The following is a 26,395-nucleotide window of genomic DNA, read 5'->3' as shown; positions in this document are numbered from 1 at the left end:
ACTCTGCGCTGAACCCTTCCCCCGGAGAGTGATTACATGCGCCTGATCCGTGCCGCCCTCTTGCTGGGCGCAGCCACGCTCCCGCTCGCCGCCACTGCCCGCCCCGCGAAAGACCCCGCGCCCGCGATCAAGCCGATCGACTTCACCGAACGCACGCTCGCCAACGGGCTGAAGGTCTACGCGATCCGCGACACCGGCACGTCGAACGTGTCGGTGCAGGTCTGGTACAACGTGGGATCGAAGGACGATCCCGCCGGCCGCTCGGGCTTCGCGCATATGTTTGAGCATCTGATGTTCAAGGCGACGCGCAACCTCGTCGCCGAACAGATGGACCGGCTGACCGAGGACGTCGGCGGCTACAACAACGCCTCCACCAGCGACGATTACACCGAATATCACGAGGTCGTCCCCGCCAATCACCTCGAGCGCCTGTTGTTCGCGGAGGCCGATCGCATGTCGACCCTGGTGGTCGAGCCGGTCAGCTTCGGTTCGGAACGCGACGTCGTGAAGGAGGAACTGCGCGGCAACATCGCCCAGCCCTACGGCAAGCTGTTCTCGGGCTATTCCTCGGCGATCTCGTACAGCAGGCATCCCTATGCGCGCTCGACGATCGGCAGCATCGCCAATCTCGACAGCGCCGGGATCGAGGACGTCCGCGCCTTCCACGCGACCTATTACCGGCCCGACAATGCGATCCTCGTCGTCGCGGGCAATTTCGATCCGAAGCAACTCGATGCGTGGGTCGACCGGTATTTCGCGCCGATCAAGCGCCCGGCCACGCCGATCCCGCGCGTGACCGTGGCGGAGCCCGAGCGCACCAAGGCGACGCACTACACCGTCTACGAGGCGAACACGCCGCTGCCCGCGGTGCTGATCTCCTACCCGCTGCCGCCCGACAACGATCCCGACAATCCGGCGCTCGCGGTGCTCAACACGGTGCTGTCGGGCGGCGAGAGCTCGCGGCTGTACGAGAACCTCGTCTACAAGGATCAGCTCGCGCAATCGGCGCAGACCTATCTCGACACCAAGCAGGGTCCGGGCAATCTGATGGCCTTCGCGATCCTCGCGGGCGGCAAGACGGCCGATGCCGGCGAAGCGGCGCTGCGCGCGCAGATCGCCCGGCTGCGCGATGCGCCGGTGACGGCAGAGGAACTGACCGAGGCGAAGAATCAGATCCTGACCAGCACGCTGCGCAGCCGCGAGACGGCGGAGGGCAAGGGCCGCGCGATCGCGACCTCGGCGATCATCGACGGCGATCCGCGCACCTCCGACCGGCAACTGGCCGAGATCGCGCGCGTCACCGCCGCCGACGTCCAGCGCGTCGCACGAAAATATCTCCGCGACGAGCGCTCGGCGGCCATCCGCTACCTCCCCGCCGAAAGCGCGCCCGCCGGTACGAAGGGCGACGCGATCGCGGTCGCGAACACCGTTCAGGTTTCGGCGCTGAAGGCACCCGCAGACATGGCCGTGCCGACGCCCGCGAGCGCGGCCGAGCGCATCGCCCCGCCCGCGCCCGGCACGCCGGTCGCCGCTGCGATCCCGACGCCGCAGGAATTCAAGCTCGCCAACGGCCTGCGCGTGATCGTCGTGGAGAAGCACGACCTGCCGCTGCTCAGCGCTTCGCTGGTGACGCAGGGCGGCGCGGCGTGGGACGCGCCCGGTCGCGCCGGGCTCGCCAGCCTCACCGCCGATCTGATGACGAAGGGCACCGCCACCCGCTCCGCCACGCAGATCGCGCGCGAGATCGAGGCGCTGGGCGGGTCGATCTCCAGCGGCGCGGGGTGGGACAGCTCGCAGATCGACGTCACGATCAAGGCCGATCAGGCCGCGCCCGCGCTCGGCATCGTCGCCGACGTCGTGCAACACGCCGCCTTCGCGCCCGAGGAGATCGAGCGTGCCCGCGCGCAGGATATCGACGGGGTCAACGTCGCGCTCAAGGATCCGGCCTCGCTGTCGTCGCTCGTCGCGGCGCGCGCGGTGTTCGGCGACGGGCCGTACGGGCATCCAGCATCGGGCACGCCGACCGCGCTGAAAGCGATCACCCGCGCCGACATCACCGGCGCCTTCGCGCATATGTGGCGGCCGCAGCAGGCCGCGCTGATCCTCGTCGGCGACATCACGCCGGCGCAGGCCAAGTCGCTGTCCGAAAAGAGCTTCGGCGGGTGGAAGGCACCCGCCGGTGCCGGCCTGGCCGCCGTGTCGCCACGGGCCGTGCCGGAGCCGCGCATGATCGCCGTGGACATGCCCGGCGCGGAGCAGGCCGCCGTCATCGTCTCGCGTCCCGGCATCGCGCGCAGCGACCCCGACTATTACGCGGCGAGCGTCACCAATGCGGTGCTCGGCGGCGGCTATTCCTCACGGCTCAACCAGGAAATCCGCATCAAGCGCGGCCTCGCGTATGGCGCGAGCAGCCGCCTGACCGCGCACCGCATGCCCGGCTCGATCTCGGGAATCACCAAGACCAAGAACCCGACCGCGCCGAACACCGTGGCGATCATCGTCACCGAGATGAAGCGGCTCGGCGGCGAGCCTGTGTCCGCCGCCGAGCTCGAGACGCGCAAGGCCGTGCTGATCGGCGACTTCGGCCGCGCGACCGAAACGGGCGCGGGCATCGCCAGCACGCTCGGCGATTATGTCGTCGCGGACCTGCCGCTCGACGAGCTCAAGCGCTTCGTCCCCGCCGTCACCGCGGTCGATCCGGCGCAGGTGCAGGCGGTGGCTGCCAAGCTGTTCGATCCGGCGGCGGCAAGCGTCGTGATCGTGGGCGATGCGAAGCAGTTCCTCGGCAAGGACGATGACGGGATGGAGGTCATCCCCGCCGACAAGCTCGATCTCGACAAGGCATCGCTCAAGTAACGCTCACACCGTTCGTGCTGAGCTTGTCGAAGCACTGCCTTTCTGGCGTCGGAAAGAAGGGCAGCCCTTCGACAGGCTCAGGGCGAGCGGTCGTGCGAAACTTACCTTAACCATCAAGTGTTTCGCTGCGGCACAGCCTGAAATCGGGGGCATTTCCGAAACCTCTGATCGGCTATGCGCGGGCCCGTGAACGGCCGCTTCTTCCTCGATTCGTGGCGCCTTGCCGGGCTGCTGTTGCTGGTCTGCGCGGCGATCTCGGCCCATGCCGCGTTCCGTGCGATCGAGGATCAGGCCGCGAAGTCCGCCCCCGCCGCGCCGCGCCCGACAGGTTATGAGGCGCAGGATCACTTCCCCGGTGCCGCCGCGCTCTACGCGGAGGACGCGCCCGAAGTCGCGCCCGTCGCCATCAAGGGCGCGACCGGAACGACCGAGCTGCCCGATCTGCCGGTGCCGCCGGGCGTGGCGAAGGCAGCGTTCGATCAGGCCTCGCTCGATGCGACGATCCGCCCCGCCGCCGCCTTTTCGATGGCGAACGCCAGCGCGACCGACCGTGCCCGCGCGCTCGAATGTCTGACGACGGCGATCTATTTCGAAGCGGCGACCGAGCCCGACAAGGGCCAGCAGGCGGTGGCGCAGGTGATCCTCAACCGCGTCCGCCATCCCGCTTTCCCGGCGACGGTGTGCGGCGTGGTCTATCAGGGTTCCGAGAAGGCGGGTTGCCAGTTCAGCTTCGCCTGCGACGGATCGATGCTGCGCGGGCGGCCGTCGCAGGCCTATTGGCTGCGCGCGGCGCGGGTCGCGGCGGCGGCGCTGGGCGGGTACGTCTGCGCCGAGGTCGGCCTCGCGACGCACTACCATACCTATGCCGTCACGCCGGCCTGGAACCGCAAGCTGGTGATGACGGCGGCGATCGGCGCGCATTTCTTCCACCGCTGGCAAGGCTGGTGGGGCACGCCCGCCGCCTTTCGCCAGGTCTATGCGGGCGGTGAGCCGTTTCCGGGTCCGCATCCGCGCGCCGTGCAACCGGTGACGCCGCTGACGCTTGCCTCGACCGTCCTGCCGCCGCCGACGCCGCAGGCCGCGATCCAGCCGGCCTATGCGCAGAGCGGTGTCGCCCTCCCCGCCCCGCGCGCCGCCTCTGCCGCGCCGCAATCGGGCGACGTGCTCGATCGCTGGAAGGACGCGGGCAAGCCGCTGCGTTGACTTCAAGCCCCTCCCCTTCAGGAGCATCGGGTCGGCCATGCCCCCGGCATGGCCTGAACAGCGCGGGGCGCTGTTCACCCGACGCTGGGTTGGGGTGGGGCCGTGCCGCATGAGCCACTCTCTGCGAGGCTTCCCCCACCCCCTGCCCCTCCCCTGAAGGGGAGGGGTGAATTACGGCTTCAAATACCGGTCGAACCACGCCACCGTGCGCGCGCGCAGATCCTCGGCATTGCCCTGGCCGCGCACGCCGTGGCCCTCGTCGGGGTAGATGACCAGGCTGGCTGGCACGCCCAGATCCTTCAGCGCGTGCCAATATTCGATCGATTGCGTCGGCGGCACCTCGATGTCGCGCTCGCCGACCCAGATGAAGGTCGGGGTCCGTGCCTGCTTCATGAAATAGATCGCGGACGGCGCGCGGTACGCCGCCTCGTCGTCGTAGAGCGTTTTGCCGAAATAGGGCAGCATCCACTGGTCGATGCCGTTGGTGCCGTAATAGCTGATCCAGTTGGAGATGCCCGCCCCCGCGACGATCGCCTTGAAGCGCTGCGTCTGCGTGTTGGCCCACATCGCCATGAAGCCACCATAGGACGCACCCGTAAGCCCGAGCCGCGCGTCGTCGATCGGCGCGACCTTCTCCACGGCGTCGATCCCGGCGAGGATGTCGCGCAGGTCGCCGCCGCCGAAGTCGCGGCGGTTGGCGGCGGTGAAGGCCTCGCCCTGCCCGTAGCTGCCGCGCGGATTGGGAAGGAAGATGTAGTAGCCGGCCGCGAGCAGGTCCGCGCTGCTCGATCCCGGCGCGACATAGCCGGGCACGTGCGCAGCCGCCGGGCCGCCGTGAACGATCGTGATCATCGGCGCCTTCTTCTTCGGGTCCGCCCCGACGGGCGCGAGAAGCCAGCCCTGCACGTCGAAGCCGTCGCTTTTCCATTCGATGCTGCGCGCGGTGGCGAGCGCGGGAACCGCGTCGTTGTCGTGCGTGATCTGGACGGGGGCAGCGACCGGCCCCGCGTAGATCGCAGGGGCCTTGGCATAGTCCTGCACCACAGTCGCGACCGTTCGGCCATCGGCGCTGTAGGCGGCGCGCGCGTCGCCCGCCGAGAAGCTCGCCGCCGCCATGAAGGGCGGCCCCGCCGCAGCCGCGCCGAACGGGGCGATGGCGGCATGATCGCCGGCGAGACCCGTGACCATGAAGCCGCCGCGCGTGACGGCGAGCGACGTCGTCGTGATATCGGCATGGGCGGTACGGTTGACCGGCGTGCCCCCCTCAAACGGCACCTCCCACACATCGCCGCCGACCGAGCCGAAGTCGCTCATCAGCCCGCCGATATAGGCGACCGTCCGCCCGTCGGGGGAAACGCGCGGGAAGTTCGCCTGCGTCGCGGGCTTCGCGATCGTCCGCACCGCGCCGGTCTGGGCGTCGATGGCGTCGAGCGTCGCGACCCACCAGTTGGCGTCGCCGTTGCCCGGCGCGGTCGTCGCGACGAAGCCCTTGCCGTCGGGCGTCCAGTCATATTCGTAGACGTAGCGCCCGGCGGGCGAGAGCGGGCGTAGCGACGCCGCCGCCACCGGCGCACGCCCGATATCGAACACGGCGAGCCGCTGTTCGTCGTTATGCTCGCCGATCTCGCCGACCTGCCGCACACCGGCCTGGTTCGCGCCCGCTTCCTTCGCCGCCCCGATCGTCACCAGCAAAGCGATGCGCTTGCCGTCCGGCGAAAAGCGCGGCGTCTGGGCGATGCCCGCGACCGTGGCGATCGTCCGCTTGCCCACCGCCAGCGTAACCGTCCCCGCCGCCCGGTCGCGTGCCAGCCAGGCGAGCGAGCCGTCCGGCGCGAAGGTGAGCCCCGAATAGCTGCACGTCCTGCAGGGATCGAGCGTGGCGAGAACCTTGCCGTCCTTCGCCGAGCGGACGGTGATGACGCCGCGCCCGTCGCCCCGTTCCACCGCCGCCACGCGCGTGCCGTCCGGTGAAAGCGCGAGGGCGTCATACTGGCGCACCGGCGCGGCGAGCGCAGGGGTGGCGAGCGACAACAGAACGAGCGGAAGGAGGAAGCGCATGGCGGTCTTTCGGGGGGGAGGCTTTCGGCAGGAATAGTCTCTGCCGTCACGATCGCCAAGCGCCTCGCCCCGGAAAGTCCAAAGTCGCGCGGTCCTTTACGCGTATGCGCGCGAGGCTATTTCTCCAGCCCCCGCGCCTTCCCCCAGCTCCGCGCCGCCGTATACCCCAGATAGCCGGTGCCGAAGAGCGCGTAGAGCGGTTCCGGGATGCCGTTCAGATAATCGTTCATGCCCTTGGCGATGGCGGCCGCCATGTGCGGTTGCGCCGCCGCGATCAGGCCCATCGGGATCGACCAGAGCAGGATCGCGTACATCACGTAGAGGAAGCTCGGCCGCGCGCGGCTCGTCCACGGATCGGTCGATTGCGCCTCCGCCAGGATCGCGGAGATCTGCGTCCTGACCTGATCCATCTCCTGCGTGCCCTGCAGGCGCAGCAGTTCGAGCTTGGCGGCGTCGCGCGCCTTGGGATCGGGGATGATCTTGTCGATGATCCCCGCGATCGGGGTGATGATGCCGTCGAATAGGCCCATGATCTGTCCTTTCATGCTGCAGAACCTAGCGAATATAACCTATATGGTTATGTGTAGGACAGACGGTGTACCGCTGCCTTTCGCCTGGCAGGAACCACCGCCATGCGGGCGCGATTCCTCGTTCATGCTGCGTCGCAGCAATATTTCCTTACGACCCGCCAACACTTGGCCAGAATCGGCTCCCTACGTTGCCCCCTCCACCCCGAAGGAGACGCCGATGATGCATCAACCCCATGAAAAGCCGTCCAAACCTATGGAATCGCTGCGCGCGACGATGCTGTGGCTCGCCTTCGGGATCGGCGTGCTCGCCTTCCTGGTCGCGATCGGCCGGCCCGAATGGTTCCACCTGCGCCCCGCGAGCGGAACCGCCGTCGCTTTGTCGCTCGCCGCCCAGCCGCATCCCGAGCCGGTTTCGAAAGCACAGCCGTGACGCGGCGCGCGGGAGGGCGTAACGACGCGGCATGATCGTCACCCACGCCCCAAGCGCCAAGCAGATCGTCCGTGAAGTCTGGAAACCGCTCACCGCGCTTTTCGTCTGGGACGTGATCGTCACCGTCACCTATTACGTGCTGCCCTTCAAGGCGCCCGAATTGCCGCTGGCGCTGTTCGGCTCGGCACTGGCGCTGTTCCTCGGCTTCCGCAGCAACTCCGCCTATGCCCGCTGGTGGGAGGGACGGACGCTCTGGGGACAGATGATCAATTCCAGCCGCAGCCTGGCGCGCGCGGCGCGCAATTTCCTGCCCGACGAGGCGATCGACCTGAAGCGCACGATCGTGCTGCGCCAGATCGCCTATGTGAACGCGCTGCGCTGCCAGTTGCGTCGCCAGCCGGTCGATGTCGAGGTGATGCGCTTCCTGTCGGGCGGCGAGGCCGACGCCGCGCTGACCAAGACCAACGTCGCCAACGGCATCGTCGAGGGCACCGGCCGCCGCATCGACCTTGCCCGGCGCGAGGGCTGGATCGACACCATCCAGCAGACGCAGATGGAGGCCGTGCTGGTCGACATCTCGAACGCGCAAGGCGGCATGGAGCGGCTGAAGAACACGCCGCTGCCCAACCAGTACCGCTTCCTGCCGACACTGTTCACGCATATGTTCTGCGTGCTGATGCCGATCGGGCTGGTGGAATCGCTCGGCTTCGCGACGCCGCTCGGCTCGACGATCGCGGGGCTGATGTTCCTCGCCGTGCTGGCGATCGGCGACGACCTGGTCGATCCCTTCGCCGCCAGCGTCCACGACGTGCCGCTGACGGCGATGTGCCGCACGATCGAGATCGACCTGCTGCAGGCGATCGGCGACGACGCGCCGGGGGCTATGGTGCCGGATCGGGCGGGGGTGTTGTGGTGAGGGGATGCGCTAATTAGCGTCTTCACTAATGGCGCTTTCGTAAAGACTGAGCATTTCGGCCTCTCGCGCTTCTGCCGAAATATCAAGAATGACGGTCGCTTGTAGCTCAATCGTCGGATGCCAAGCACAATGCTCGGCATACCAAAACACCTCTGCGAGACGTTCGCGCTCGTGCCAAGTCGTCATAACGAAGCGATCGTCGGGAACGTCTCCGTAATCGAAGTCGTCGAGGTTGGCGTAGTCGACGCTATCATCCCACCTGCTGCAATCGTCTCCCCAAGCCATCATGTAGAGGCAGCCGTTCGCGACCAGCCACGCACTAACTTGGCCGCGCCAGTCGTCAGTAACTTTCTGCTCAACGATCACGACAGCGCGAAAAGGGCGCTTTGCGATTTCTGGAGTCGTCGTCCCTGCGGCAAGATGTAGGTATATCGGTGGCACCCCCGCAGACGTAACAGATCGCCCGCAGAAATGGAGGTGAGGTGTTGTCCAGAAAAAGCGCCGCGGCGAAGCCGCGTCGTCGGTCGGCGCTTTTCGCGCCGCCGGCCGGTCGAGCCGGGGCTCGCGTCGCAGCGTCGCTGCGACTGGCCGGCTCGACTTGGTCGGGGCGACAGGATTCGAACCTGCGACCCCCACACCCCCAGTGTGATGCGCTACCAGGCTGCGCTACGCCCCGACCGAGGGGGGCGCGTTTAGGCTGAGCCGTCTCGCGATGCAAGCGCGATCCTCGACCCTATACCTCCGTTCGTCCTGAGCGAAGTCGAAGGGCGTGTCACGGGCGCTGCGTCGCGACCACGTGCTTCGACGACGCTCAGCACGAACGGTGTTTGGGGGATCGCCCGATCACCCTCTCGGTTGCACCCACCCCGCGCCCGTGATAGCGCGCGCCGCTTGTAGGCCGCCGGTTATCCCGCCGCGGCATTCCTCGCCTGTTCAGGACGCCATGTTCGCAACTCTCGCACTCGCCGCCTCCACCAGCGCCGCCGGCAATCCGCTCGGCGGCAGCGGCGGGCTGATCGCCTTCGGCGTCCAGATCGGGCTGATCCTGATCGCCTTCTACTTCCTGATGATCCGCCCGCAGCAGCAGCGCCAGAAGCAGCAGGCGGCCAAGCTCGACGCCACCAAGAAGGGCGATTCGGTCGTCACGGCGGGCGGCATCCTCGGCAAGGTGACCAAGGTCGAGGACACGACCGTCGAGGTCGAGATCGCGCCGAACGTCAAGGTGCGCGTCGTCAAGGCGACGCTGACCGACGTCACCCCGCTGAACGGCGGCAAGCCGGCGAACGACTGAGCCATGCTCGATTTCCCGCGCTGGAAGATCCTCTCGATCGTCGGGCTGCTCATCTGCCTGATGCTGCTCGCCGTGCCGAGCTTCATTCCCGAAAAGACGACCGACGCCTGGGGCGTCAAGCTGCCGCGCATCAACCTCGGCCTCGATCTCGCCGGTGGCAGCCATCTGCTGCTCGAGGCGGACACCGCCGATCTCGCGCGCACGCGCATCGACACGATGCGCGAGCAGATCCGCACCGAAATGGGCCGCACCCCCGCCATCGCGATCGGCGATATCGCCGAGGCCGACGGCAAGCTCAGCTTCATGCTGCAGGACGTGACCAAGCTGGACGCGGCGCGTGAGCGGCTCAACAAGCTCACCAGCGGTGCCGCCATGACCGGCCAGCGCGACTGGGATCTGAGCGTGGTGGACGCCTCGCGCATCGTCATGACGCCGACCCAGGCCGGGCTCGACCAGGCGATCCGTCAGGCGATGGACGACGCGACCGAAGTCGTGCGCAACCGCAGCGACGGCATGGGCACCAAGGAAGCGACGATCGTGCGCCAGGGCACGAACCGCATCTCGGTCGATGTTCCCGGTCTGCAGGATCCCGCCGCGCTGAAGCGCACGCTCGGCCAGACCGCCAAGCTCGAGTTCAAGCTGGTCGACGACACGCCGGTCGATCCCGCCGCGATCGCCAAGGGCCTGCTGCCGCTCGGCACGCAATTGCTGCCCGACATGGAGGGGCCGAAGGGCACGCAGTCGGGCGTATTGCTCGTCAAGCGCCAGGCGATCCTGACCGGCGACCAGCTCGTCAACGCCTTCCAGAGCAACAAGCAGGAAGACAATTCGGCGATCGTCAACTTCACCTTCAACAGTGAGGGCGGCAAGAAGTTCGCGCGGATCACGCAGCAGAACCTCGGCAAGCGCTTCGCCGTGGTACTCGACAACAAGATCATCTCGGCACCGCGCATCAATTCCGAGATCCTCGGCGGCAGCGGCTATATCGAGGGCAATTTCACCGTCGCCTCGGCCAACGAACTCGCCATCGCGCTGCGTTCGGGCAAGCTGCCGGTCGCGCTGAAAGTGGTCGAGGAACGCACCGTCGGCCCCGATCTCGGCGCCGATTCGATCCATGCCGGCATCACCGCCTCGGTGATCGCGGTGGTGCTGGTCATCGTATTTATGATCGTGACCTATGGCCGCTTCGGTTTCTATGCCGACTATGCCGTCGTCATCAACGTCGTCGTCATCATGGGCGTGCTCGCGCTGCTGAACGGCACGCTGACGCTGCCGGGCATCGCCGGCTTCGTGCTGACGATCGGCACCGCGGTCGACGCCAACGTGCTGATCAACGAGCGTATCCGCGAGGAGCGGCGGCGCGGGCGCAGCGTGATCCAGTCGGTCGAGCTCGGCTACAAGGAAGCCAGCCGCACGATCTTCGAGGCGAACGTGACGCACGCCATCTCCGCCGTCATCATGTGGGTGGTGGGATCGGGCCCGGTGAAGGGCTTCGCGGTGGTGCTGCTGATCGGCATCGCGACATCGGTGTTCACCGCCGTCGTCTTCACGCGCATGCTCGTCGTCCTCTGGATCCGCCGCAACCGTCCGACGGACATGAACATATGAGCGGCGCTTCCCCGTCGCCCCGGCGTAGGCCGGGGCCGCTGCGTTGCTTGGCGACGCGCGTGCTCCAAAACCCAGCGGCCCCGGCCTTCGCCGGGGCGACGGAGTTATCATGCGCCTGCTGAAGATCGTCCCCGACAACACGAACCTGCCGTTCGTATCGCTGCGCCGCTACGCCTTCGCGCTGACGCTGCTGCTGTCGATCGCGGCGGTGGCCTTCACGGTCGCGCGCGGGCTCAACCTCGGCGTGGATTTCGTCGGCGGCATCACCGTCGAGGAGAAATTCGCGAAGCCGCCGTCGCTCGACGTGCTGCGCGAGACGGTCGACAAGCTCGGCCTCGGCGAAGTCCGCCTGCAGACCATCGGCGACGCCAACACCGTGTCGATCAAGCTGCCCCCGCCCAAGAGCAAGGATGAAGGCGCCACCAACCGCGTCGTCGACCAGGTGAAGGCGGCGGTCGCGGCGAAATTCCCCGACGCGCATTTCTCGAAGCAGGATTCGGTCACCGGCAAGGTTTCGGACGAGCTGATCTGGAAGGGCGTGCTGGCCGTGGTGCTGGCGGTGGTCGGCATCGGCCTGTTCGCGATCTTCCGCTTCGAATGGCAGTTCGGCGTGTCGACCGTGGTCGCCATCGTCCACGACGTGCTGATGACGCTCGGCTTCTTCGCGATCACGCAGCTGGAGTTCGACCTCAACATCGTCGCCGCCGTGCTGACCATCATCGGCTATTCAATCAACGACAAGATCGTCATCGACGACCGTATCCGCGAGAACATGCGCCGCTATCGCAAGATGGACATGCCCGGCATCGTCGATCTGTCGGTCAACGAAACCCTCCCGCGTACCGTCATGACGTCGCTGACGATCCTGCTGGCGCTGTTCGCGCTGCTGATCTTCGGCGGGCCGGTGCTGCGCGGCTTCACCGCCGCGATGATCCTCGGCATCGTCGTCGGCACCTATTCGTCGATCTACGTGTCGTCGTCGCTGCTCATCTCGCTCGGCCTGCGCCCCGATCCGACTAAGGGCGACGCGCCGGAGAAGCCGGTCCCCGCTGAAGGCATGCCGACGAAGAAGCGCTGATGCAGTTCGAGAAGGGCCAGAAGACCGACGGCCCGTTCATCTCGGGCTTCTCGCACGGCGGCTTCAAGGTCGACGAAGGCGTCTACCGCGCGCTCCTCATCACGCCCGAGCGCGCCGACGGGTGGGAGCCGCCCGCCATCGCCGACCTGACGCCGGAGGCGATCGCGCCGCTGTTCGTGCTGTCGCCGCCGCCGGAGTTTTTGCTGCTCGGCACGGGCGCGAGCCTCGTGCGGCCGCCAGTCAGCTTCGTGCGGGCGATGGAGGCGAAGGGCTTCGGCATCGAGGCAATGGACAGCCGCGCCGCCGCGCGCGCCTGGGCCGTGCTGCGCGGCGAAGGCCGCTGGATCGCAGGCGCGCTGTATCCGCTGACCTGACTCCCCTCCCGCTTGCGGGAGGGGAACGCGCTAGGCGAGCAGCCCGCGCAGATGCGCGTACAATGCCGCCGTATTCGCCTCCCAGGTAAAGCCCTCCGCCCCGCGCCGCACGGCCTCCTGCGCGGGCCCCGCGGCCAGCACGTCCCCGATCGCGCTCGCGAACGCCGCCGCCTCACGCGCCACGACGCGGCCATACACCGCATCCGTCACCACCTCGCGCGCGCCGCCCGCGTCGGTAATGACCACCGGCGTGCCGCAGGCGAGCGCCTCGACCCACGCATTCGCCAGCCCCTCCGATGCCGAGGCGAGCGCCATCACGTCGCCCGCGGCGATCAGCGCGGGGAGGTCTGTGTGCGGGATCGCGCCGAGCAGCCGCACGCGGTCGCCCACGCCGAGCGCCGCGATCCGCGCCTCCAGCGCGCCGCGCGAAGGCCCCTCGCCCGCGATCAGCAGCGACACACCGGGCAGCCGCGCGACCGCGTCGATCACCACCTCATGTCCTTTCCGCGGAATCAGCGCGCCGACCGACACCACCAGCGGCCCCGCGACGTCGTAAGCCGCCTTCGCCGCCAGCCGGTCGCGCGGCGCAAACCGCGCGAGATCGACGCCGGTGTGATGCACGCGGATGCGATCCTCCGCCATGCCGATCGCCGCCATGTCGGCGCGCATCGCCTGGCTGACGGCGAGCAACCCGTCCGCCGCCTGCCCCGCCGCGATCACCTGACGCGCGGTCGCGGGGATGTGGCCCCAATGGTGGATGTCCGCGCCGCGCGCCTTGATCGACACCGGCACGCCGAAGCGCCGCCCCAGCGCCGTCGCCGCCGGCCCGTCGGGAAAGAAGAATTCCGCATCGATCACGTCGAACGCGAAGTCGCGCCGGATCTCGGTGAGCAGCGGCACCAGCGCCCGCACCAGCGCCGCGACGTGAAAGCGCCCGCCCGTCCCCGGCACGGTCGCGAAGCGCGGCCGCCGCACGTCGAGCCCCTTCCACGTCTCGCGCTTCGGCAGACCCGCGAGCGGCGCGTAACGGCCGACCCGCGACAACGGCCACGGCGGCATCCCCACGGGCGCCACGACGCGCAGCGCCACATCGGGATGCGCCGCCAGCCCGAGCGTCTGCCGCTCCACGAACACGCCGAGATTCGGCGCGGCGGCGTGCGGGAACAGCGTGGCGAGAGTGAGGACGCGCAGCATCGCGGGAAAGCCTAGCACGCGAAGGTTAAGCGCGCGCTGCCATGTGGCGGTCGCGGCGCGGGCAGCATATACAGGCGCACTCCATCGCCACGAGGCTCGTGTGATTGTCGCCCTGATCTTCATCGCCGCGTTTCTGGCCTTCGTCGCGAGCGCGGTGGCGGGCGGCGGCGCGGGGCTCGTGCTGGTGCCGCTGCTGCGCCTGATCCTGCCGGTCGCGGCGATCCCCGGCGCGCTGTCGATCGGCACGGCGGCAAGTTCGATCTCGCGGCTGTACCTGTTCCGCGACCGTATCCGCTGGGACGTGGTGCGCCGCTTCGTGCCGACCGCGCTGCCCGCCGCCGGGCTGGGCGCGTGGCTGCTGACGCGGATCGAGCCCGCCTATGTCGAGTTCCTGCTCGGCTGTTTCCTGCTGCTCAACCTGCCCGCGCTGTTCCGCCGCGCGCCCGAACCGGGGACGGAGACGCCGCTGCCGCTCGCGCGGCTGCCGTGGCTGGGTGCGGCGGCGGGGCTGCTGTCGGGCTTCACCGGCGCGGTCGGCGTGATCTTCAACCGCGCCTATTACCGGCTCGGCATGTCGAAGGACGAGATCGTCGCGACACGCGCGACCAACGAGGTGCTGCTCCACCTGCTCAAGATCGCGCTCTATGCCGCGTTCGGCCTGTTGCCCACCAGCGCGATGGTCGCGGGGGCGCTGGTCGCGGGCGCGGCGATCCTTGCGGCCTTCGCCACGCGCCCGATCCTGGCGATGCTGCACGAGGGTCTGTTCCGGCGCGCGGGGCTGCTGGCGATGGTCGCGTCGGGCGTCACGATGTTCAGCCTTTCGGGCAGCCAGATCATGGCGATCCATCAGGCGTGGGTCGATTATGTCGCGCGCGGCGACGAAGCGGAGATGCAGCTCTACCTCGCCGGTGCGCGCCACGCGACGATCGAGCGCGAGGACGACGGCAGCTTCGTGATCGAGCGGAGGGTCGCGGTGGCCGATCTGCCCCGCCCCGTCGCGGCGGCGCTGCCCACGGTCGCGCGGCCGGAAGCGATCACGCTGGTCGAGGAGGTGCGCGGCTTCGGCGTCCGCTATTACGAGGTCTATCACCGGCGGGGCGGCGCGATCGTCAAGACCGAGCTCGCCCCCGAAGGCACGCGCCGCGAGACCTAGCGGCGTTTGTCGCCCGGATAGGCCAGCAGCACGTCGCTGCCCGCCTCCGCCTCGATGCGGCATTTGCCCTCCAGCGTCAGGCATTCGCCCGCCTTCCACGCGACGCCGTCGGCCACGCCCGCGCCCGTCACCGGCACCAGCCATGCCATCTCGCCCAGCTCGATCTCGCGCGTGCCGCCGCCGAAGCGTTCGACGACGAATTTCGGCCCTTCCGCGAGGATCGTCACGTCGCCGCCGTCCTGATGCGGCGTCGGCGGCGCGACATACGGCTCGGGGTTCGCCGCTGCCACACCCGCGTCGAGGTGCAGCTCGCGGTCCGATCCGTAATCGTAGAGCCGGTACGTCAGGTCGACGTTCTGCTGGATCTCGATCACCGTCAGCCCCGGCCCGATGGCGTGAACGACGCCCGCCTTCGAATAATAGAACTCCCCCGCCTTCACCGGCTTCCAGTCGAGCTTGTGCTCGATCGAGCCGTCGAGCGAGCTTTCGCGCAGCTCGTCCTTGGTCATCGGCGCCAGCGTGCCGATCGCGATCGTCGCGTGCGGCTCGGCGGCGAGGATTAGCCACGCCTCGTCCTTGCCGCGCGGATAGCCCGCCGCCTGCGCGGTCTTGTCGTCGGGATGGACCTGCACCGACAGGCGATCGCTGGTGAAGAGATATTTGATCAGCAACGGCGGCTCGCCCGCGTGCGGCGTCTGGAACCACACCTCGCCGATGGCGGGCGCGTCGGGTGCGGGATCGGGGAAACCGGGCCAGAGATCGTGCCGGCCCCAGGGTTTCTCGACGCGCTTGGTGGCGAGCAGCGTTGCGGTCATGTCGGGAGCCCTTCGGTAAGTCTGCGGAGATGGTAACGCGAACGCCCATCGGGTCCATCTGTTTCAATTCGGCGTTGCGCCGCCAAAAACCGCCACGATTTCGACCAGATGTTTTTCGATTGTTCCCGCCTCCGGCGTTCGGCTAAGGACCAAGATGATGCGTATACCCCTGTCCCGCTCGATCGCGCTCGCGCTCATCGCCGCTTCGGCGCTCCCCATCGCCGGTTGCGCCGGTGGCGGCAAGGCCAAGGCCGACATCCCCTATGTCGCCCGCGACGTCGGCACGCTCTACACCGCCGCGCGCAAGCGGCTCGATCGCGGCGAGTACAAGACCGCCGCGCTGCTGTTCGACGAGGTCGAGCGCCAGCATCCCTATTCGATCTGGGCACGCCGCGCGCAGTTGATGAGCGCGTTCAGCTATTATTGCGATCACAGCTACACCGAATCGATCCAGTCGGCGCAGCGCTTCCTGTCGGTCCACCCCGGCAACCGCGACGCGCCTTATGCCTATTATCTCGTCAGCCTCGGCTATTACGAGCAGATCAGCGACGTGACGCGCGACCAGAAGATCACGCAGCAGGCGCTCGATGCGCTGGGCGAGCTGATGCGGCGCTATCCGAACAGCAAGTACGCCGCCGATGCGCGCCTGAAGGTCGATCTCGTGCGCGATCACCTTGCCGGCAAGGAAATGGAGATCGGCCGCTTCTACGAACGGCGCGGCCAGTGGCTGGCGGCGACTTTGCGCTTCCGCACCGTGGTCGATCAGTATCAGACGACGACGCACGCGCCCGAGGCGTTGCTGCGGCTGACCGAAAGCTATCTCGCGCTCGGCGTGCCCGAGGAAGCGAAGAAGTCCGCCGCCGTGCTCGGCGCGAACTATCCCGGCACCGATTGGTATGCGCGCGCCTACAAGCTGATCGAGCAGCATCCGCCGAAGCCCGCGCCCGCCCCCAAGGCGGGCGCCTGACCCTCCGCGCGGGCTAGCGCGCCATGCTGACCTCCCTGTCGATCCGCGACGTGGTGCTGATCGAGGCGCTCGATCTCGAATTCCATGACGGGCTCGGCGTGCTGACCGGGGAGACCGGGGCGGGCAAGTCGATCCTGCTCGATGCGCTCGGCCTCGCGCTCGGCGGGCGCGGCGAAAGCGGGCTGGTGCGGCAGGGCGCTGCGCAGGCGGTCGTCACCGCGAGCTTCGATCTGCCGCCGGGCGCTCTCGCCGACGTGCTGGCGCAGAACGGCCTCGACGTCGAACCCGGCGAGCCGCTGATCGTGCGGCGCATCGTCAAGGCCGATGGCGGCAGCCGCGCCTTCGTCAATGATCAGCCCGCCTCCGCCGCGCTGCTGCGCGAACTCGGCGGCAGCCTCGTCGAGATCCACGGCCAGCATGACGACCGCGGGCTGCTCGCGGCGAGCGGCCACCGCGCGTTGCTCGATGCCTTTGCGCGGATCGACACCGGCGCGGTCGCCCGCGCGCACCGCACCTGGCGCGAGGCCGAAGATCTGTTGGCGACGGCACGCGCCGAACTCGACACGCAGGAGCGCGACCGCGAGTGGCTGGAGCATGCCGTCGCCGAACTGCGCGCCTTCGCGCCCGAACCGGGCGAGGAAGCGGAACTGGCCGACCGCCGTGCGGGCATGCAGCGCGGCGAGAAGATCGCGGCCGATCTGCAGGCGATCGCCGATCTGCTCGACGGATCGGACGGCGGGCTCGCGAAGCTGCGCCAGGCGGCGCGCATCCTCGAGCGTGTCGCCGAAGATCACGAAGCGCTGGCCGAGGCATTGGAGGCGATCGACCGCGCGATCGACGATGCCAGCGCGTCGCAGGACAAGATCGATGAAGCCGCGCGCGCGCTCACCTTCGATCCCGCGCAACTGGAGGCCGACGAGACGCGGCTGTTCGACCTGCGCGCACTGGCGCGGAAACACCGCGTGCAACCCGATGCGCTCGCCGATCTGACCGACGAACTCGGCGCGCGGCTCGACCTGCTGGAAAGCGGCGGGGCTGGCATCGCAGCGCGCGAGCGGGCGGTGGCGGTGGCCGCCAGGGCCTACGAAACCGAGGCCGCCACGCTCACCGACGCGCGCACCGCCGCCGCCGCCCGGCTCGATACGGCGGTGAAGGGCGAGCTCGCGCCGCTCAAGCTCGACGCCGCGCGTTTCCGCACCGTCGTCGCCCCGCTCGACGCCTGGGGCCCGGCGGGCAAGGACCGCGTCGAGTTCGAAATCTCGACCAATCCCGGCGCGCCCTTCGCCCCGCTCGTCAAGATCGCGTCGGGCGGCGAGCTGTCGCGCTTCATCCTGGCGCTGAAGGTGGCGCTGGCCGAGGAAGGCGGGGCCGCGACGATGGTGTTCGACGAGATCGATCGCGGCGTCGGCGGCGCGGTGGCGAGCGCGATCGGCGAACGCCTCGCGCGGCTGTCGCGCGCCACGCAGCTCTTGGTGGTGACGCACAGCCCGCAGGTGGCGGCGCGCGGCGACCAGCACCTGCTCATCGCCAAGAGCCACGACGGCATCGTCACCCGCACCGGCGTGCGGTCGCTCGACGAAGCCGAGCGCCGCGAGGAGATCGCCCGCATGCTCTCCGGCGCGACCATCACCGACGAGGCGCGCGCGCAGGCGGAGCGGCTGCTGGAGACGGCTTGAGCGTCAGGGCACCGGAGGGAGCGCAAAAGGCTCCGTCGCGCGGTAGCTGACCGTCGCGCCCTTGGCCGCGATCTCCCGCTTGAAGGTGCGGGCTTTCGAGGCATAGTTGATCAGCAGCCGCCCCGGACCAGTCCACACCACGTTCGTCCAGATCGTTCCGCCGCGACCCAGAGCAGCTTCGCCGTGATTGTCGTCCGCTACGAACACCTCCACGGCGTTGCTCTGCCACTCGCTCGCGCGGCCGACCCGCACGACCGTGACGTTCGTCGTGGTCGCACCGCAATCGCGGTTTTCGAGTATGGCATATCGATCGCTGCCGGGATCGCGTGCCACCTGCATCACGTCCGAACCGCACGGCCCGGTGATGTCGCATCCGGCGAGCGCGAGAGGGACTAAGGAAAGGAGCCGGCGCATGATGAAAGGCTAACCACGCGCGCACTTCATCGCCAGTGAGGATCTGGTGCAGACTATCGTCGCCAATAAAAGGCGACTTTACCGAAACGATGTGCTAAATCCCGAATCATCCCGGCGAAGTGGCCCACAAGCATCGCCTGGACTGAGAGACCTCCCGCGCTCCCGCTTGCCTGGCATCGGACGTAGCCGTGAATGTTATCTCTCGTATCCTCGATTCGCTCGCGCGGCTGATCCAGGAAATCCGTTACTTCCTCCGCGGATAGAATTTCCCCCATCGACGTCGCCGGCCGGGGCCGGACGGCGTCTTCGTCTTTGATCCCGGCCCCACCGGCGCTTCCGCAAGCGGCATCGTCGTAATCCAAGGAACTACAATCATGCCGACTGGCACCGTGAAATTCTTCAATGCCGACAAGGGCTATGGCTTCATCGCACCCGAGGACGGCGGCAACGATGCCTTCGTCCACATCAGCGCGGTGGAAGCCGCCGGCATGCGCACGCTCGATCGCGAGCAGCGCGTGAACTACGAGCTCGAGCAGGATCGCCGCGGCAAGATGTCCGCCGTCAACCTGAGCGCCGCCTAACCGCGCCGGGCGGCGGGGCCTTTCGGGGTCGCGCCGCCCGTCTCGTTCCTCAAGCGGAGAAGCTACCCATGAACAGCACCGCAATTTTCTACCGCGACCGCGCCCGCCAGGCCGAGACCGACGCCGCCGCCGCGACGCTCGACAATGTCCGCGACCGCTGGACCCGCGCCGCCAAGGCCTGGGACGAAATGGCCAGCCGCGCCGAAAAGACCGCCGAACGGCGCAGCGTGAACGAAGAGGCGAAGCTGGCGTCCGAGATGGCGGAGGACGACTAGAGGCAGACCCGCGCGCCGCGGGTCGGTGCGCGAAGCGCAGCCTCAAGTCCGGCCGGCGGGTCGCTTTAGCGAACCCGGCCGACGGCGGCTTTGCCGTCGGCGCACGCGGGCTTGATCGCCCCGCCACCCATCGTTAGCCCACCGCTATGCCAGCCGCCCTCCCCACCACCGACGAAGCCGCCGCCGCGGAACTCGCGAGCCTCGCCGGTCAGATCGCGCGTCACAACCGCCTTTACCACACCGACGACGCGCCCGAGATTTCGGACGCGGACTATGATGCCCTCACCCGCCGTAACGCCGCGATCGAGGCCGCCTTCCCCCACCTCGTCCGCACCGATTCGCCGAGCGTACAGGTCGGCGCAGCGCCCGCCGCGCACCTCGCCAAGGTGGCGCATGCGCGGCCGATGTTCAGCCTCGACAATGCCTTCAGCGACGAGGAGGTCGCCGACTTCCTCGGCCGCGTCCGCCGCTATCTGAAGCTCGCCGAGGACGAGGCGGTCGCGCTCACCGCCGAGCCCAAGATCGACGGCCTGTCCTGCTCGATCCGCTACGAGAAACGCAGCCTCGTCCGCGCGCTGACCCGCGGCGACGGCCAGATCGGCGAGGACGTGACCGCCAACGTCCGCACCATCGCCGACGTGCCCGATGCTCTGCCCGAGAACGCCCCCGACGTGTTCGAGGTGCGCGGTGAGATCTACATGGCGAAGGACGACTTCACCGCCCTCAACGCCCGTTTGCTCGCAGAGGGCGAGGCGGCGGGCAAGGAAGCGCGCCAGTTCGCCAACCCGCGCAACGCCGCCGCCGGGTCGCTGCGCCAGAAGGACGCCGCCGTCACCGCATCGCGACCGCTCAAATTCTTCGCCTGGGGCTGGGGCGAGGCGAGCGCGCTCCCTGGCGACACCCAAAGCGCGGTGATCGCCGCGATCCGCAATTGGGGCTTCCCGGTCGCGTCGCTGTTCCGCCCTGGCGGCACGATCGAAGACGCGCTCGCCACCTACAAGACGATCGAGACCGAACGCGCCGACCTGCCCTTCGACATCGACGGCGTGGTCTACAAGGTCGATCGGCTCGACTGGCAGCAACGGCTCGGCTTCGTCGGCCGCGCGCCGCGCTGGGGCCTCGCGCACAAATTCCCGGCGCAGCAGGCGCAGACGACGCTGCTCGACATCGACATCCAGGTCGGCCGCACCGGAAAGCTCACCCCCGTCGCCAAGCTGCAGCCGGTGACGGTCGGCGGTGTCGTGGTGCGCAACGCGACGCTGCACAATGCCGACGAGATCGCGCGGCTCGGCGTGCGGCCCGGCGACCGCATCGTCCTGCAGCGCGCCGGCGACGTCATCCCGCAGATCGTCGAGAACCTCACCCGCGACGAGGATCGCCCGGCCTGGGTGTTCCCGGATCACTGCCCGATCTGCCAGTCCGAAGCGGTGGCGGAGGAAGGCGAGGTCGACGTGCGCTGCACCGGCGGGCTGATCTGCCCGGCGCAGCGCTTCGAACGGCTGCGCCATTTCGTCTCGCGCGGCGCGCTCGACATCGACGGGCTCGGCGGCAAGACGCTCGACGAGTTTCTCGAACTCGGCTGGATCGCCGAGCCCGCCGACATCTTCCGCCTCGCCCCGCACCGCGAGGAACTGATCGGCCGCGAAGGCTGGCAGGCGAAATCGGTCGACGCGCTGCTCGCCGCGATCGAGGCGAAGCGCGCGCCCGATGCCGCGCGGCTGCTGTTCGGGCTCGGCATCCGCCATGTCGGCCAGACCACCTCGCGCGACCTGATGAAGATGTTCGGCACGCTCCCGCTCTTGCGCGAAACCGCCGAAGCGGCGCGCGGCGGCGATGCAGAGGCGATCGAGCGGTTCGCGCTGATCGAGGGCGTCGGCCCCGTCGTGCTGGAGGCGCTCGGCGACTTCTTCCACGAGCCGCACAACCGCCAGGTCTGGGACGATCTCCTCGCCGAAGTGACGCCGCCGCCCTTCGTGGTCGAGACGCGCGCCTCGCCCGTCACCGGCAAGACGGTGGTGTTCACCGGCACGCTGGAGACGATGAGCCGCGACGAGGCAAAGGCGCAGGCCGAGGCGCTGGGCGCGCGCGTGTCGGGTTCGGTTTCGGCCAAGACCAGCCTCGTCGTGGCGGGCGCAAGTGCCGGATCGAAGCTCAAGAAGGCGGCTGAACTCGGCATCGAGGTGATCGACGAAGCGGGTTGGGCGGCGCTCGTCGCTGCGGCGCAATAGGCCCGCATCGGGCGCAGTGATGCGTTTTTGCAACGCAGCATGACGGATTTGTCAGCAGGCTAGGCGAATCGCCGACCAATCGGCAAATGTCATCGAACCGAAATATTCGAGTTGCAAGGGCCCCGCAACGGCGCGCCATCGCGCCGGTTGCGACGACTCGCCGCCTAAAGGGGACTAATTATGCGTAATCAACTGCTTGCGGGCGCGGCTTTCGCTGCCCTCGCGCTTCCGGGCGCGGCTTTCGCCCAGTCGACCGGCTCGAGCGAGGTCGAAAACGACATCGTCGTCGTCGCCCAGCGTTCGGACTCGTCGGTCAACGGCATCAAGATCCCCGAGAGCACCAAGGCCCGCCAGATCATCACCAACGAGCTGATCAACCGCGGCGCGCCAGGCAACACGCTGCTGCAGTCGCTCAACATCGTTCCCGGCGTGAACTTCACCAACAACGATCCTTACGGTTCGTCGGGCGGCAACATCCGTATCCGCGGCTTCGACGGCTCGCGCATCTCGCTGACCTTCGACGGTTTCCCGCTGAACGATTCGGGCAACTACTCGATCTATTCGAACCAGCAGCTCGACCCCGAGTTGGTCGACGAGGTCAACGTCAACCTCGGCACGACCGACATCGACAGCCCGACCGCGTCGGCCTCCGGCGGCACGATCAACTACAAGACGATCGTCCCCAGCGACACGCTGAGCGCCTCGGCCACCGCCGCTTACGGCGACAACAACTACACGCGCGCCTTCGGCCTGATCCAGACCGGCGTGTTCACCTCGTTCGGCACCAAGGCGTTCGCGTCGGCCAGCGTCGCCCGTAACGACAAGTTCAAGGGCCCCGGCGAGATCAGCAAGCAGCAGTTCAACCTCGGCATCTATCAGCCGATCGGTTCGAACGGCGACTTCATCCGCGTCTCGGGCAACTACAACAACAACCGCAACGCCTTCTACCGCAACCCCAACGTCGGTGACCTGCGCAGCCTCGCGGGCGGCGCGACGATTCCGGCGATCCCGGTCAACGCCGCCGGTACGCCCTTCGCCGGCTTCGCCTCCGCGCCGATCACAATCCCGACGAACCTCAGCCAGTCGCAGCGCGACGCCGTGCTGGGCTTCGAATATGCAGCGATCTGTACGGCACCCTGCACCAACACCAACTATCAGGGCGTCCGCATCAACCCGTCGAACACCGGCAGCGCGCGCCTCAACTCGCGCTTCACCGCCACCGACAAGCTGACCTTCTTCGTCGACGCTTCGTACCAGTATACGCTCGCCAACGGTGGTGGTTCGAGCCTGCTCGCCGAGAACAGCGCGCGTGCCAAGGGCAGCCTCGTCGCTTCGCCCGGCGTTGATTACAACGGCGATGGCGACTTCAATGACTCGGTGCTGTTCTACGCGCCGAACAATACCAACACGAACCGCTACACCGCGATCGCATCGGCGCTGTACGAGCTGTCGGATGATCACCGCGTCCGCGTCGCTTACACCTACGACAACGCGCAGCATCGTCAGACCGGCGAATGGGGCTATCTGACGCCGACCGGCGATCCCTACAGCCCGTTCGGCGGCCGCACCGCCGCCGGCCGGCCGGTCCTGACCGCCGACGGCTTCGCGCTTGGCCAGCGTGACCGCAAGTCGGTCGCGCTGCTCAACCAGATCTCGGGCGAATATATCGGCAAGTTCTTCGACAAGAAGCTGACGATCCAGCTCGGCATCCGCGCACCGTTCTTCGAGCGCAACCTGCAGACCTTCTGTCCGATCCAGGCGAAGGACGGTTTCGCATACTGCACCACTCAGCCGATCCTCGCGGCCGGTTCGCCGACGCCGCCCGCGGCCGGTGCCAACAACTCGATCCCGATCTACGTGACGCAGGGCACCAACCTCGGAACTGCTCCGCTTGTGTACAATCAGCTCTACGCTCCGTTCAAGGCGAACTACAAGTTCAGCAAGGTACTTCCGAGCGCCGGCTTCAACTTTAAGTTCACCGATACGCTGAGCGCTTTTGGTAGCTACGCGCAGGGTCTTTCGGCACCGCGCACTGATAACCTCTACCGCGCGCCGCTGCTCACCATCACGCCGGAAACAACCGACGCTTTCGATCTCGGCTTCCGTTACAACTCGCGGTTCATCCAGGCGTCGGCGGCCGGCTGGCACATCTACTACAAGAATCGCATCGTCACCTCTTACGACTTCGATCAGGGCATCTCGATCGATCGTAACATCGGCTCGGTCGATACCTGGGGCGCAGATGTTGGCGTGACGATCCGTCCCGCGCAGTTCGTCGCGCTGACCGGCACCGCGAGCTACACCAGCACCAACATCCTGCAGAACGTTCCGCTTGGTAACGGCGTGTTCGCGCCGACTGCGGGCAAGCAGGTTCCCGAGACGCCGGAATGGCAGTTCGGCGGTCGCGCGCAGTTCTATGCCGGACCGATCGAGCTCGGCATCCAGGGCAAGTGGGTCGACAAGCGTTACGCGACCGACGTCAATGACGTGATCGTGCCGTCCTACACGCTGATCGACCTCGACCTGCGCTACAAGATGACCGATCTCGGCTTCAAAAAGACCTACGTGCAGCTCAACGTGCAGAACCTGTTCGACGAGTTCTACTACGGTTCGATCAGCTCGCAGATCAATGCGGTCGGAAACTCGTCGTCGCAGCCGAGCCTCACGGTCGGTTACGGCCGCACGATCACGGGCTCGATCCACTTCGAGTTCTGATCCGGTACTATCGTTTCGTCACGCAGCCGCCGCTCCTCTGCAAAGGGGGGCGGCGGTTCGCTTTTGGGGCGAAGAAACGCACCCCCTTTCCGCAGCGCGGCATTTAGGCTAGGGGCCTGCGCAATCTTTTCAATCTACAGCATCGGGCATTTTCAATGAGCCTCCGCAATGTGGCGATCATCGCGCACGTCGATCACGGCAAGACCACTCTCGTCGATCAGCTTTTCCGCCAGTCCGGCACGTTCCGCGACAACCAGCGCGTCGAAGAGCGCGCGATGGATTCGAACGATCTCGAAAAGGAGCGCGGCATCACCATCCTGGCGAAGCCGACCTCGATCGAGTGGGAAGGCACGCGCATCAACATCGTCGACACGCCCGGCCACGCCGATTTCGGCGGCGAGGTGGAGCGCATCCTGAGCATGGTCGACGGCGTCGTCCTGCTGGTCGATTCGTCGGAAGGCGCGATGCCGCAGACCAAGTTCGTGACCGGCAAGGCGCTCGCTTTGGGCCTCCGCCCGATCGTCGTCGTCAACAAGGTCGATCGTCCCGACGAGCGCATCCAGGAAGTGCTGGACGAAGTGTTCGATCTGTTCGTGTCGCTCGACGCGACCGACGAGCAGCTCGATTTCCCGGTCCTCTACGCCTCGGGCCGCAACGGCTATGCCAGCGAGGATCCTTCGCGTCGTGAAGGCACGCTGACCCCGCTGTTCCAGAAGATCGTCGATCACGTGCCGCCGCCGGCGCTCGAGGTCGAGGGCACGCCCTTCACCTTCCTGGTGACGCTGCTGGACCGCGATCCGTTCCTCGGCCGCGTGCTGACCGGCCGCGTCCAGTCGGGCGTGGTCAAGGTCAACCAGCCGATCCACGCGCTGAACGACGACGGCAAGATCATCGAGACGGGCCGCGCGTCCAAGCTCATGTCGTTCCGCGGCCTGGAGCGCGTTCCGGTCGAGGAAGCGCGGGCGGGCGACATCATCAGCCTCGCCGGCCTGGCGGTGGCGACCGTGGCCGACACGATCGCTGACCCGAGCGTCACGCAGGCGATCCACGCCCAGAAGATCGATCCGCCGACGCTGTCGATGCGCTTCGCCGTCAACGATTCGCCGATGGCGGGCCGCGAGGGCAGCAAGGTGACGAGCCGCATGATCCGCGACCGACTGGAGCGCGAGGCGGAATCGAACGTCGCCATCAAGGTGACCGAGAGCGAGGACAAGGATTCGTTCGAAGTCGCCGGCCGCGGCGAGCTTCAGCTCGGCGTGCTGATCGAGACGATGCGCCGCGAAGGCTTCGAGCTCGGCATCAGCCGCCCGCGCGTTCTTTTCCGCGAGGACGAGGACGGCAAGAAGACCGAGCCGTACGAAACCGTCATCATCGACGTGGACGACGAATATTCGGGCACGGTCGTCGACAAGATGAACCAGCGCAAGGGCGAGATGACCGACATGCGCCCCTCGGGCGGCGGCAAGACGCGCATCACCTTCTCCGCGCCGTCGCGCGGGATGATCGGCTATCACGGCGAATTCCTGTCGGACACGCGCGGCACCGGCATCATGAACCGGCTGTTCGAGAAATATGGCCCGCACAAGGGCAATATCGAGGGCCGCAAGAACGGCGTGCTGATCTCCAACGGATCGGGCGAGGCACAGTCCTACGCGCTCGGCCCGCTCGAGGATCGCGGCATCCTCTTCGTCGGCCACGGCGAAGCGCTGTACGAGGGCATGATCGTCGGCGAGAACGCCAAGACGGATGACCTCGAGGTCAATCCGATGAAGGCGAAGCAGCTCACCAACTTCCGCGCATCGGGCGGCAAGGACGACGCCGTCCGCCTGACCCCGCCGAAGAAGATGACGCTGGAACAGGCGATCGCGTATATCGACGACGATGAGATGGTCGAAGTGACACCGACCAAGATCCGCCTGCGCAAGCGCCATCTCGACCCGCACGAGCGCAAGAAGGCGACGCGGGCGAAAGCGGCGGCCTGAGGCCGCCGCGGTGGCGACGCCGATGCGTCGCCATTCGCGCTGCGCCTTCAG

22 protein-coding genes and 1 tRNA gene are annotated in these 26,395 nt (G+C 67.8%); 16 read left to right on the top strand and 7 right to left on the bottom strand.

Features of this window, described 5'->3' with window-relative positions; all coding sequences use genetic code 11:
• Window positions 1-36: 36 nt before the first annotated feature.
• Window positions 37-2,856: a M16 family metallopeptidase gene (locus Q5H94_RS17300; protein WP_304562552.1), complete on the top strand. Its 2,820-nt coding sequence runs from the start codon at window positions 37-39 to the stop codon at window positions 2,854-2,856.
• A 186-nt stretch (window positions 2,857-3,042) separates the two neighbouring features.
• Window positions 3,043-4,059 (top strand): cell wall hydrolase, encoded by a 1,017-nt coding sequence (locus Q5H94_RS17295; protein WP_304562551.1) that lies wholly within the window; start codon window positions 3,043-3,045, stop codon window positions 4,057-4,059.
• A 171-nt stretch (window positions 4,060-4,230) separates the two neighbouring features.
• On the opposite strand, the gene Q5H94_RS17290 is transcribed toward Q5H94_RS17295, so the two are convergent.
• Window positions 4,231-6,117, bottom strand: coding sequence for a S9 family peptidase (locus Q5H94_RS17290; RefSeq protein ID WP_304562549.1), 1,887 nt, complete (start codon window positions 6,115-6,117; stop codon window positions 4,231-4,233).
• 116 nt (window positions 6,118-6,233) lie between these two features.
• A complete protein-coding gene (locus tag Q5H94_RS17285; RefSeq protein WP_304562548.1) occupies window positions 6,234-6,647 on the bottom strand; it encodes a holin family protein in 414 nt (137 codons plus the stop codon).
• 217 nt (window positions 6,648-6,864) lie between these two features.
• Here Q5H94_RS17285 and Q5H94_RS17280 point away from each other — a divergent pair, with 217 nt between their 5' ends.
• Both Q5H94_RS17280 and Q5H94_RS17275 read left to right on the top strand, forming a co-directional pair.
• On the top strand, window positions 6,865-7,077 hold the full coding sequence (locus tag Q5H94_RS17280) for a hypothetical protein (protein ID WP_304562547.1): 213 nt from the start codon (window positions 6,865-6,867) through the stop codon (window positions 7,075-7,077).
• A 31-nt stretch (window positions 7,078-7,108) separates the two neighbouring features.
• Window positions 7,109-7,993, top strand: coding sequence for a bestrophin family protein (locus Q5H94_RS17275; RefSeq protein WP_304562546.1), 885 nt, complete (start codon window positions 7,109-7,111; stop codon window positions 7,991-7,993).
• 9 nt (window positions 7,994-8,002) lie between these two features.
• On the opposite strand, the gene Q5H94_RS17270 is transcribed toward Q5H94_RS17275, so the two are convergent.
• Both Q5H94_RS17270 and Q5H94_RS17265 read right to left on the bottom strand, forming a co-directional pair.
• On the bottom strand, window positions 8,003-8,434 hold the full coding sequence (locus tag Q5H94_RS17270; protein WP_431312187.1) for a DUF7684 family protein: 432 nt from the start codon (window positions 8,432-8,434) through the stop codon (window positions 8,003-8,005).
• 158 nt (window positions 8,435-8,592) lie between these two features.
• Window positions 8,593-8,669, bottom strand: a tRNA-Pro gene (locus tag Q5H94_RS17265).
• A 267-nt stretch (window positions 8,670-8,936) separates the two neighbouring features.
• Between Q5H94_RS17265 and yajC the strand changes: the two genes are divergently transcribed.
• From yajC to Q5H94_RS17245, 4 genes are all read left to right on the top strand, one after another.
• Window positions 8,937-9,284, top strand: a complete 348-nt coding sequence (gene yajC, locus Q5H94_RS17260; protein ID WP_304562544.1) for a preprotein translocase subunit YajC — start codon at window positions 8,937-8,939, stop codon at window positions 9,282-9,284.
• Between the two features lie 3 nt (window positions 9,285-9,287).
• A complete protein-coding gene (secD, locus tag Q5H94_RS17255; protein ID WP_304562543.1) occupies window positions 9,288-10,892 on the top strand; it encodes a protein translocase subunit SecD in 1,605 nt (534 codons plus the stop codon).
• Window positions 10,893-11,001: 109 nt separating this feature from the next.
• Complete coding sequence (secF, locus tag Q5H94_RS17250) at window positions 11,002-11,970, top strand: protein translocase subunit SecF (protein WP_304562542.1); 969 nt, start codon at window positions 11,002-11,004, stop codon at window positions 11,968-11,970.
• Entirely contained in the window at window positions 11,970-12,344 is a 375-nt protein-coding gene (locus Q5H94_RS17245; RefSeq protein WP_304562541.1) for an Mth938-like domain-containing protein, read from the top strand. Before secF ends, Q5H94_RS17245 begins: the two co-directional genes overlap by 1 nt.
• A gap of 30 nt (window positions 12,345-12,374) precedes the next feature.
• Here Q5H94_RS17245 and Q5H94_RS17240 read toward each other — a convergent pair whose 3' ends face one another.
• The gene (locus Q5H94_RS17240) at window positions 12,375-13,538 is read right to left on the bottom strand and encodes a glycosyltransferase (RefSeq protein WP_304562540.1); all 1,164 of its coding nucleotides are present in this window, start codon (window positions 13,536-13,538) and stop codon (window positions 12,375-12,377) included.
• 100 nt (window positions 13,539-13,638) lie between these two features.
• On the opposite strand from Q5H94_RS17240, the gene Q5H94_RS17235 reads away from it, so the two are divergent.
• Window positions 13,639-14,691, top strand: a complete 1,053-nt coding sequence (locus Q5H94_RS17235; protein ID WP_304562539.1) for a sulfite exporter TauE/SafE family protein — start codon at window positions 13,639-13,641, stop codon at window positions 14,689-14,691.
• On the opposite strand, the gene Q5H94_RS17230 is transcribed toward Q5H94_RS17235, so the two are convergent.
• Window positions 14,688-15,506, bottom strand: a complete 819-nt coding sequence (locus tag Q5H94_RS17230) for a class I mannose-6-phosphate isomerase (RefSeq protein WP_304562538.1) — start codon at window positions 15,504-15,506, stop codon at window positions 14,688-14,690. The genes Q5H94_RS17235 and Q5H94_RS17230 overlap by 4 nt on opposite strands.
• A 157-nt stretch (window positions 15,507-15,663) precedes the next feature.
• On the opposite strand from Q5H94_RS17230, the gene Q5H94_RS17225 reads away from it, so the two are divergent.
• On the top strand, window positions 15,664-16,473 hold the full coding sequence (locus tag Q5H94_RS17225) for an outer membrane protein assembly factor BamD (RefSeq protein WP_304562537.1): 810 nt from the start codon (window positions 15,664-15,666) through the stop codon (window positions 16,471-16,473).
• Window positions 16,474-16,496: 23 nt separating this feature from the next.
• Complete coding sequence (gene recN / locus Q5H94_RS17220; protein ID WP_304562536.1) at window positions 16,497-18,149, top strand: DNA repair protein RecN; 1,653 nt, start codon at window positions 16,497-16,499, stop codon at window positions 18,147-18,149.
• Between the two features lie 3 nt (window positions 18,150-18,152).
• On the opposite strand, the gene Q5H94_RS17215 is transcribed toward recN, so the two are convergent.
• Window positions 18,153-18,563, bottom strand: coding sequence for a hypothetical protein (locus Q5H94_RS17215; RefSeq protein ID WP_304562535.1), 411 nt, complete (start codon window positions 18,561-18,563; stop codon window positions 18,153-18,155).
• Window positions 18,564-18,937: 374 nt separating this feature from the next.
• Here Q5H94_RS17215 and Q5H94_RS17210 point away from each other — a divergent pair, with 374 nt between their 5' ends.
• The 5 genes from Q5H94_RS17210 (at window position 18,938) to typA (ending at window position 26,344) form a co-directional block, all read left to right on the top strand.
• Window positions 18,938-19,144 carry a cold-shock protein gene (locus tag Q5H94_RS17210; protein ID WP_304562534.1) on the top strand — a complete coding sequence of 69 codons (207 nt, stop codon included), beginning with the start codon at window positions 18,938-18,940 and terminating at the stop codon, window positions 19,142-19,144.
• A 68-nt stretch (window positions 19,145-19,212) separates the two neighbouring features.
• Window positions 19,213-19,419 (top strand): hypothetical protein, encoded by a 207-nt coding sequence (locus Q5H94_RS17205; protein ID WP_304562533.1) that lies wholly within the window; start codon window positions 19,213-19,215, stop codon window positions 19,417-19,419.
• Between the two features lie 146 nt (window positions 19,420-19,565).
• The gene (ligA, locus tag Q5H94_RS17200) at window positions 19,566-21,647 is read left to right on the top strand and encodes an NAD-dependent DNA ligase LigA (protein WP_304562532.1); all 2,082 of its coding nucleotides are present in this window, start codon (window positions 19,566-19,568) and stop codon (window positions 21,645-21,647) included.
• Between the two features lie 180 nt (window positions 21,648-21,827).
• A complete protein-coding gene (locus Q5H94_RS17195) occupies window positions 21,828-24,362 on the top strand; it encodes a TonB-dependent receptor (RefSeq protein ID WP_304562531.1) in 2,535 nt (844 codons plus the stop codon).
• A 155-nt stretch (window positions 24,363-24,517) separates the two neighbouring features.
• The gene (gene typA, locus Q5H94_RS17190) at window positions 24,518-26,344 is read left to right on the top strand and encodes a translational GTPase TypA (RefSeq protein ID WP_304562530.1); all 1,827 of its coding nucleotides are present in this window, start codon (window positions 24,518-24,520) and stop codon (window positions 26,342-26,344) included.
• The last annotated feature ends 51 nt before the right edge of the window (window positions 26,345-26,395 follow it).

Source organism: Sphingomonas immobilis, from assembly GCF_030580995.1.
GTDB classification, from domain to species: Bacteria; Pseudomonadota; Alphaproteobacteria; order Sphingomonadales; family Sphingomonadaceae; genus Sphingomonas; species Sphingomonas immobilis.
Note: the sequence above shows the minus strand (reverse complement) of the source record. Positions and strands in the feature narration are given on the sequence as shown.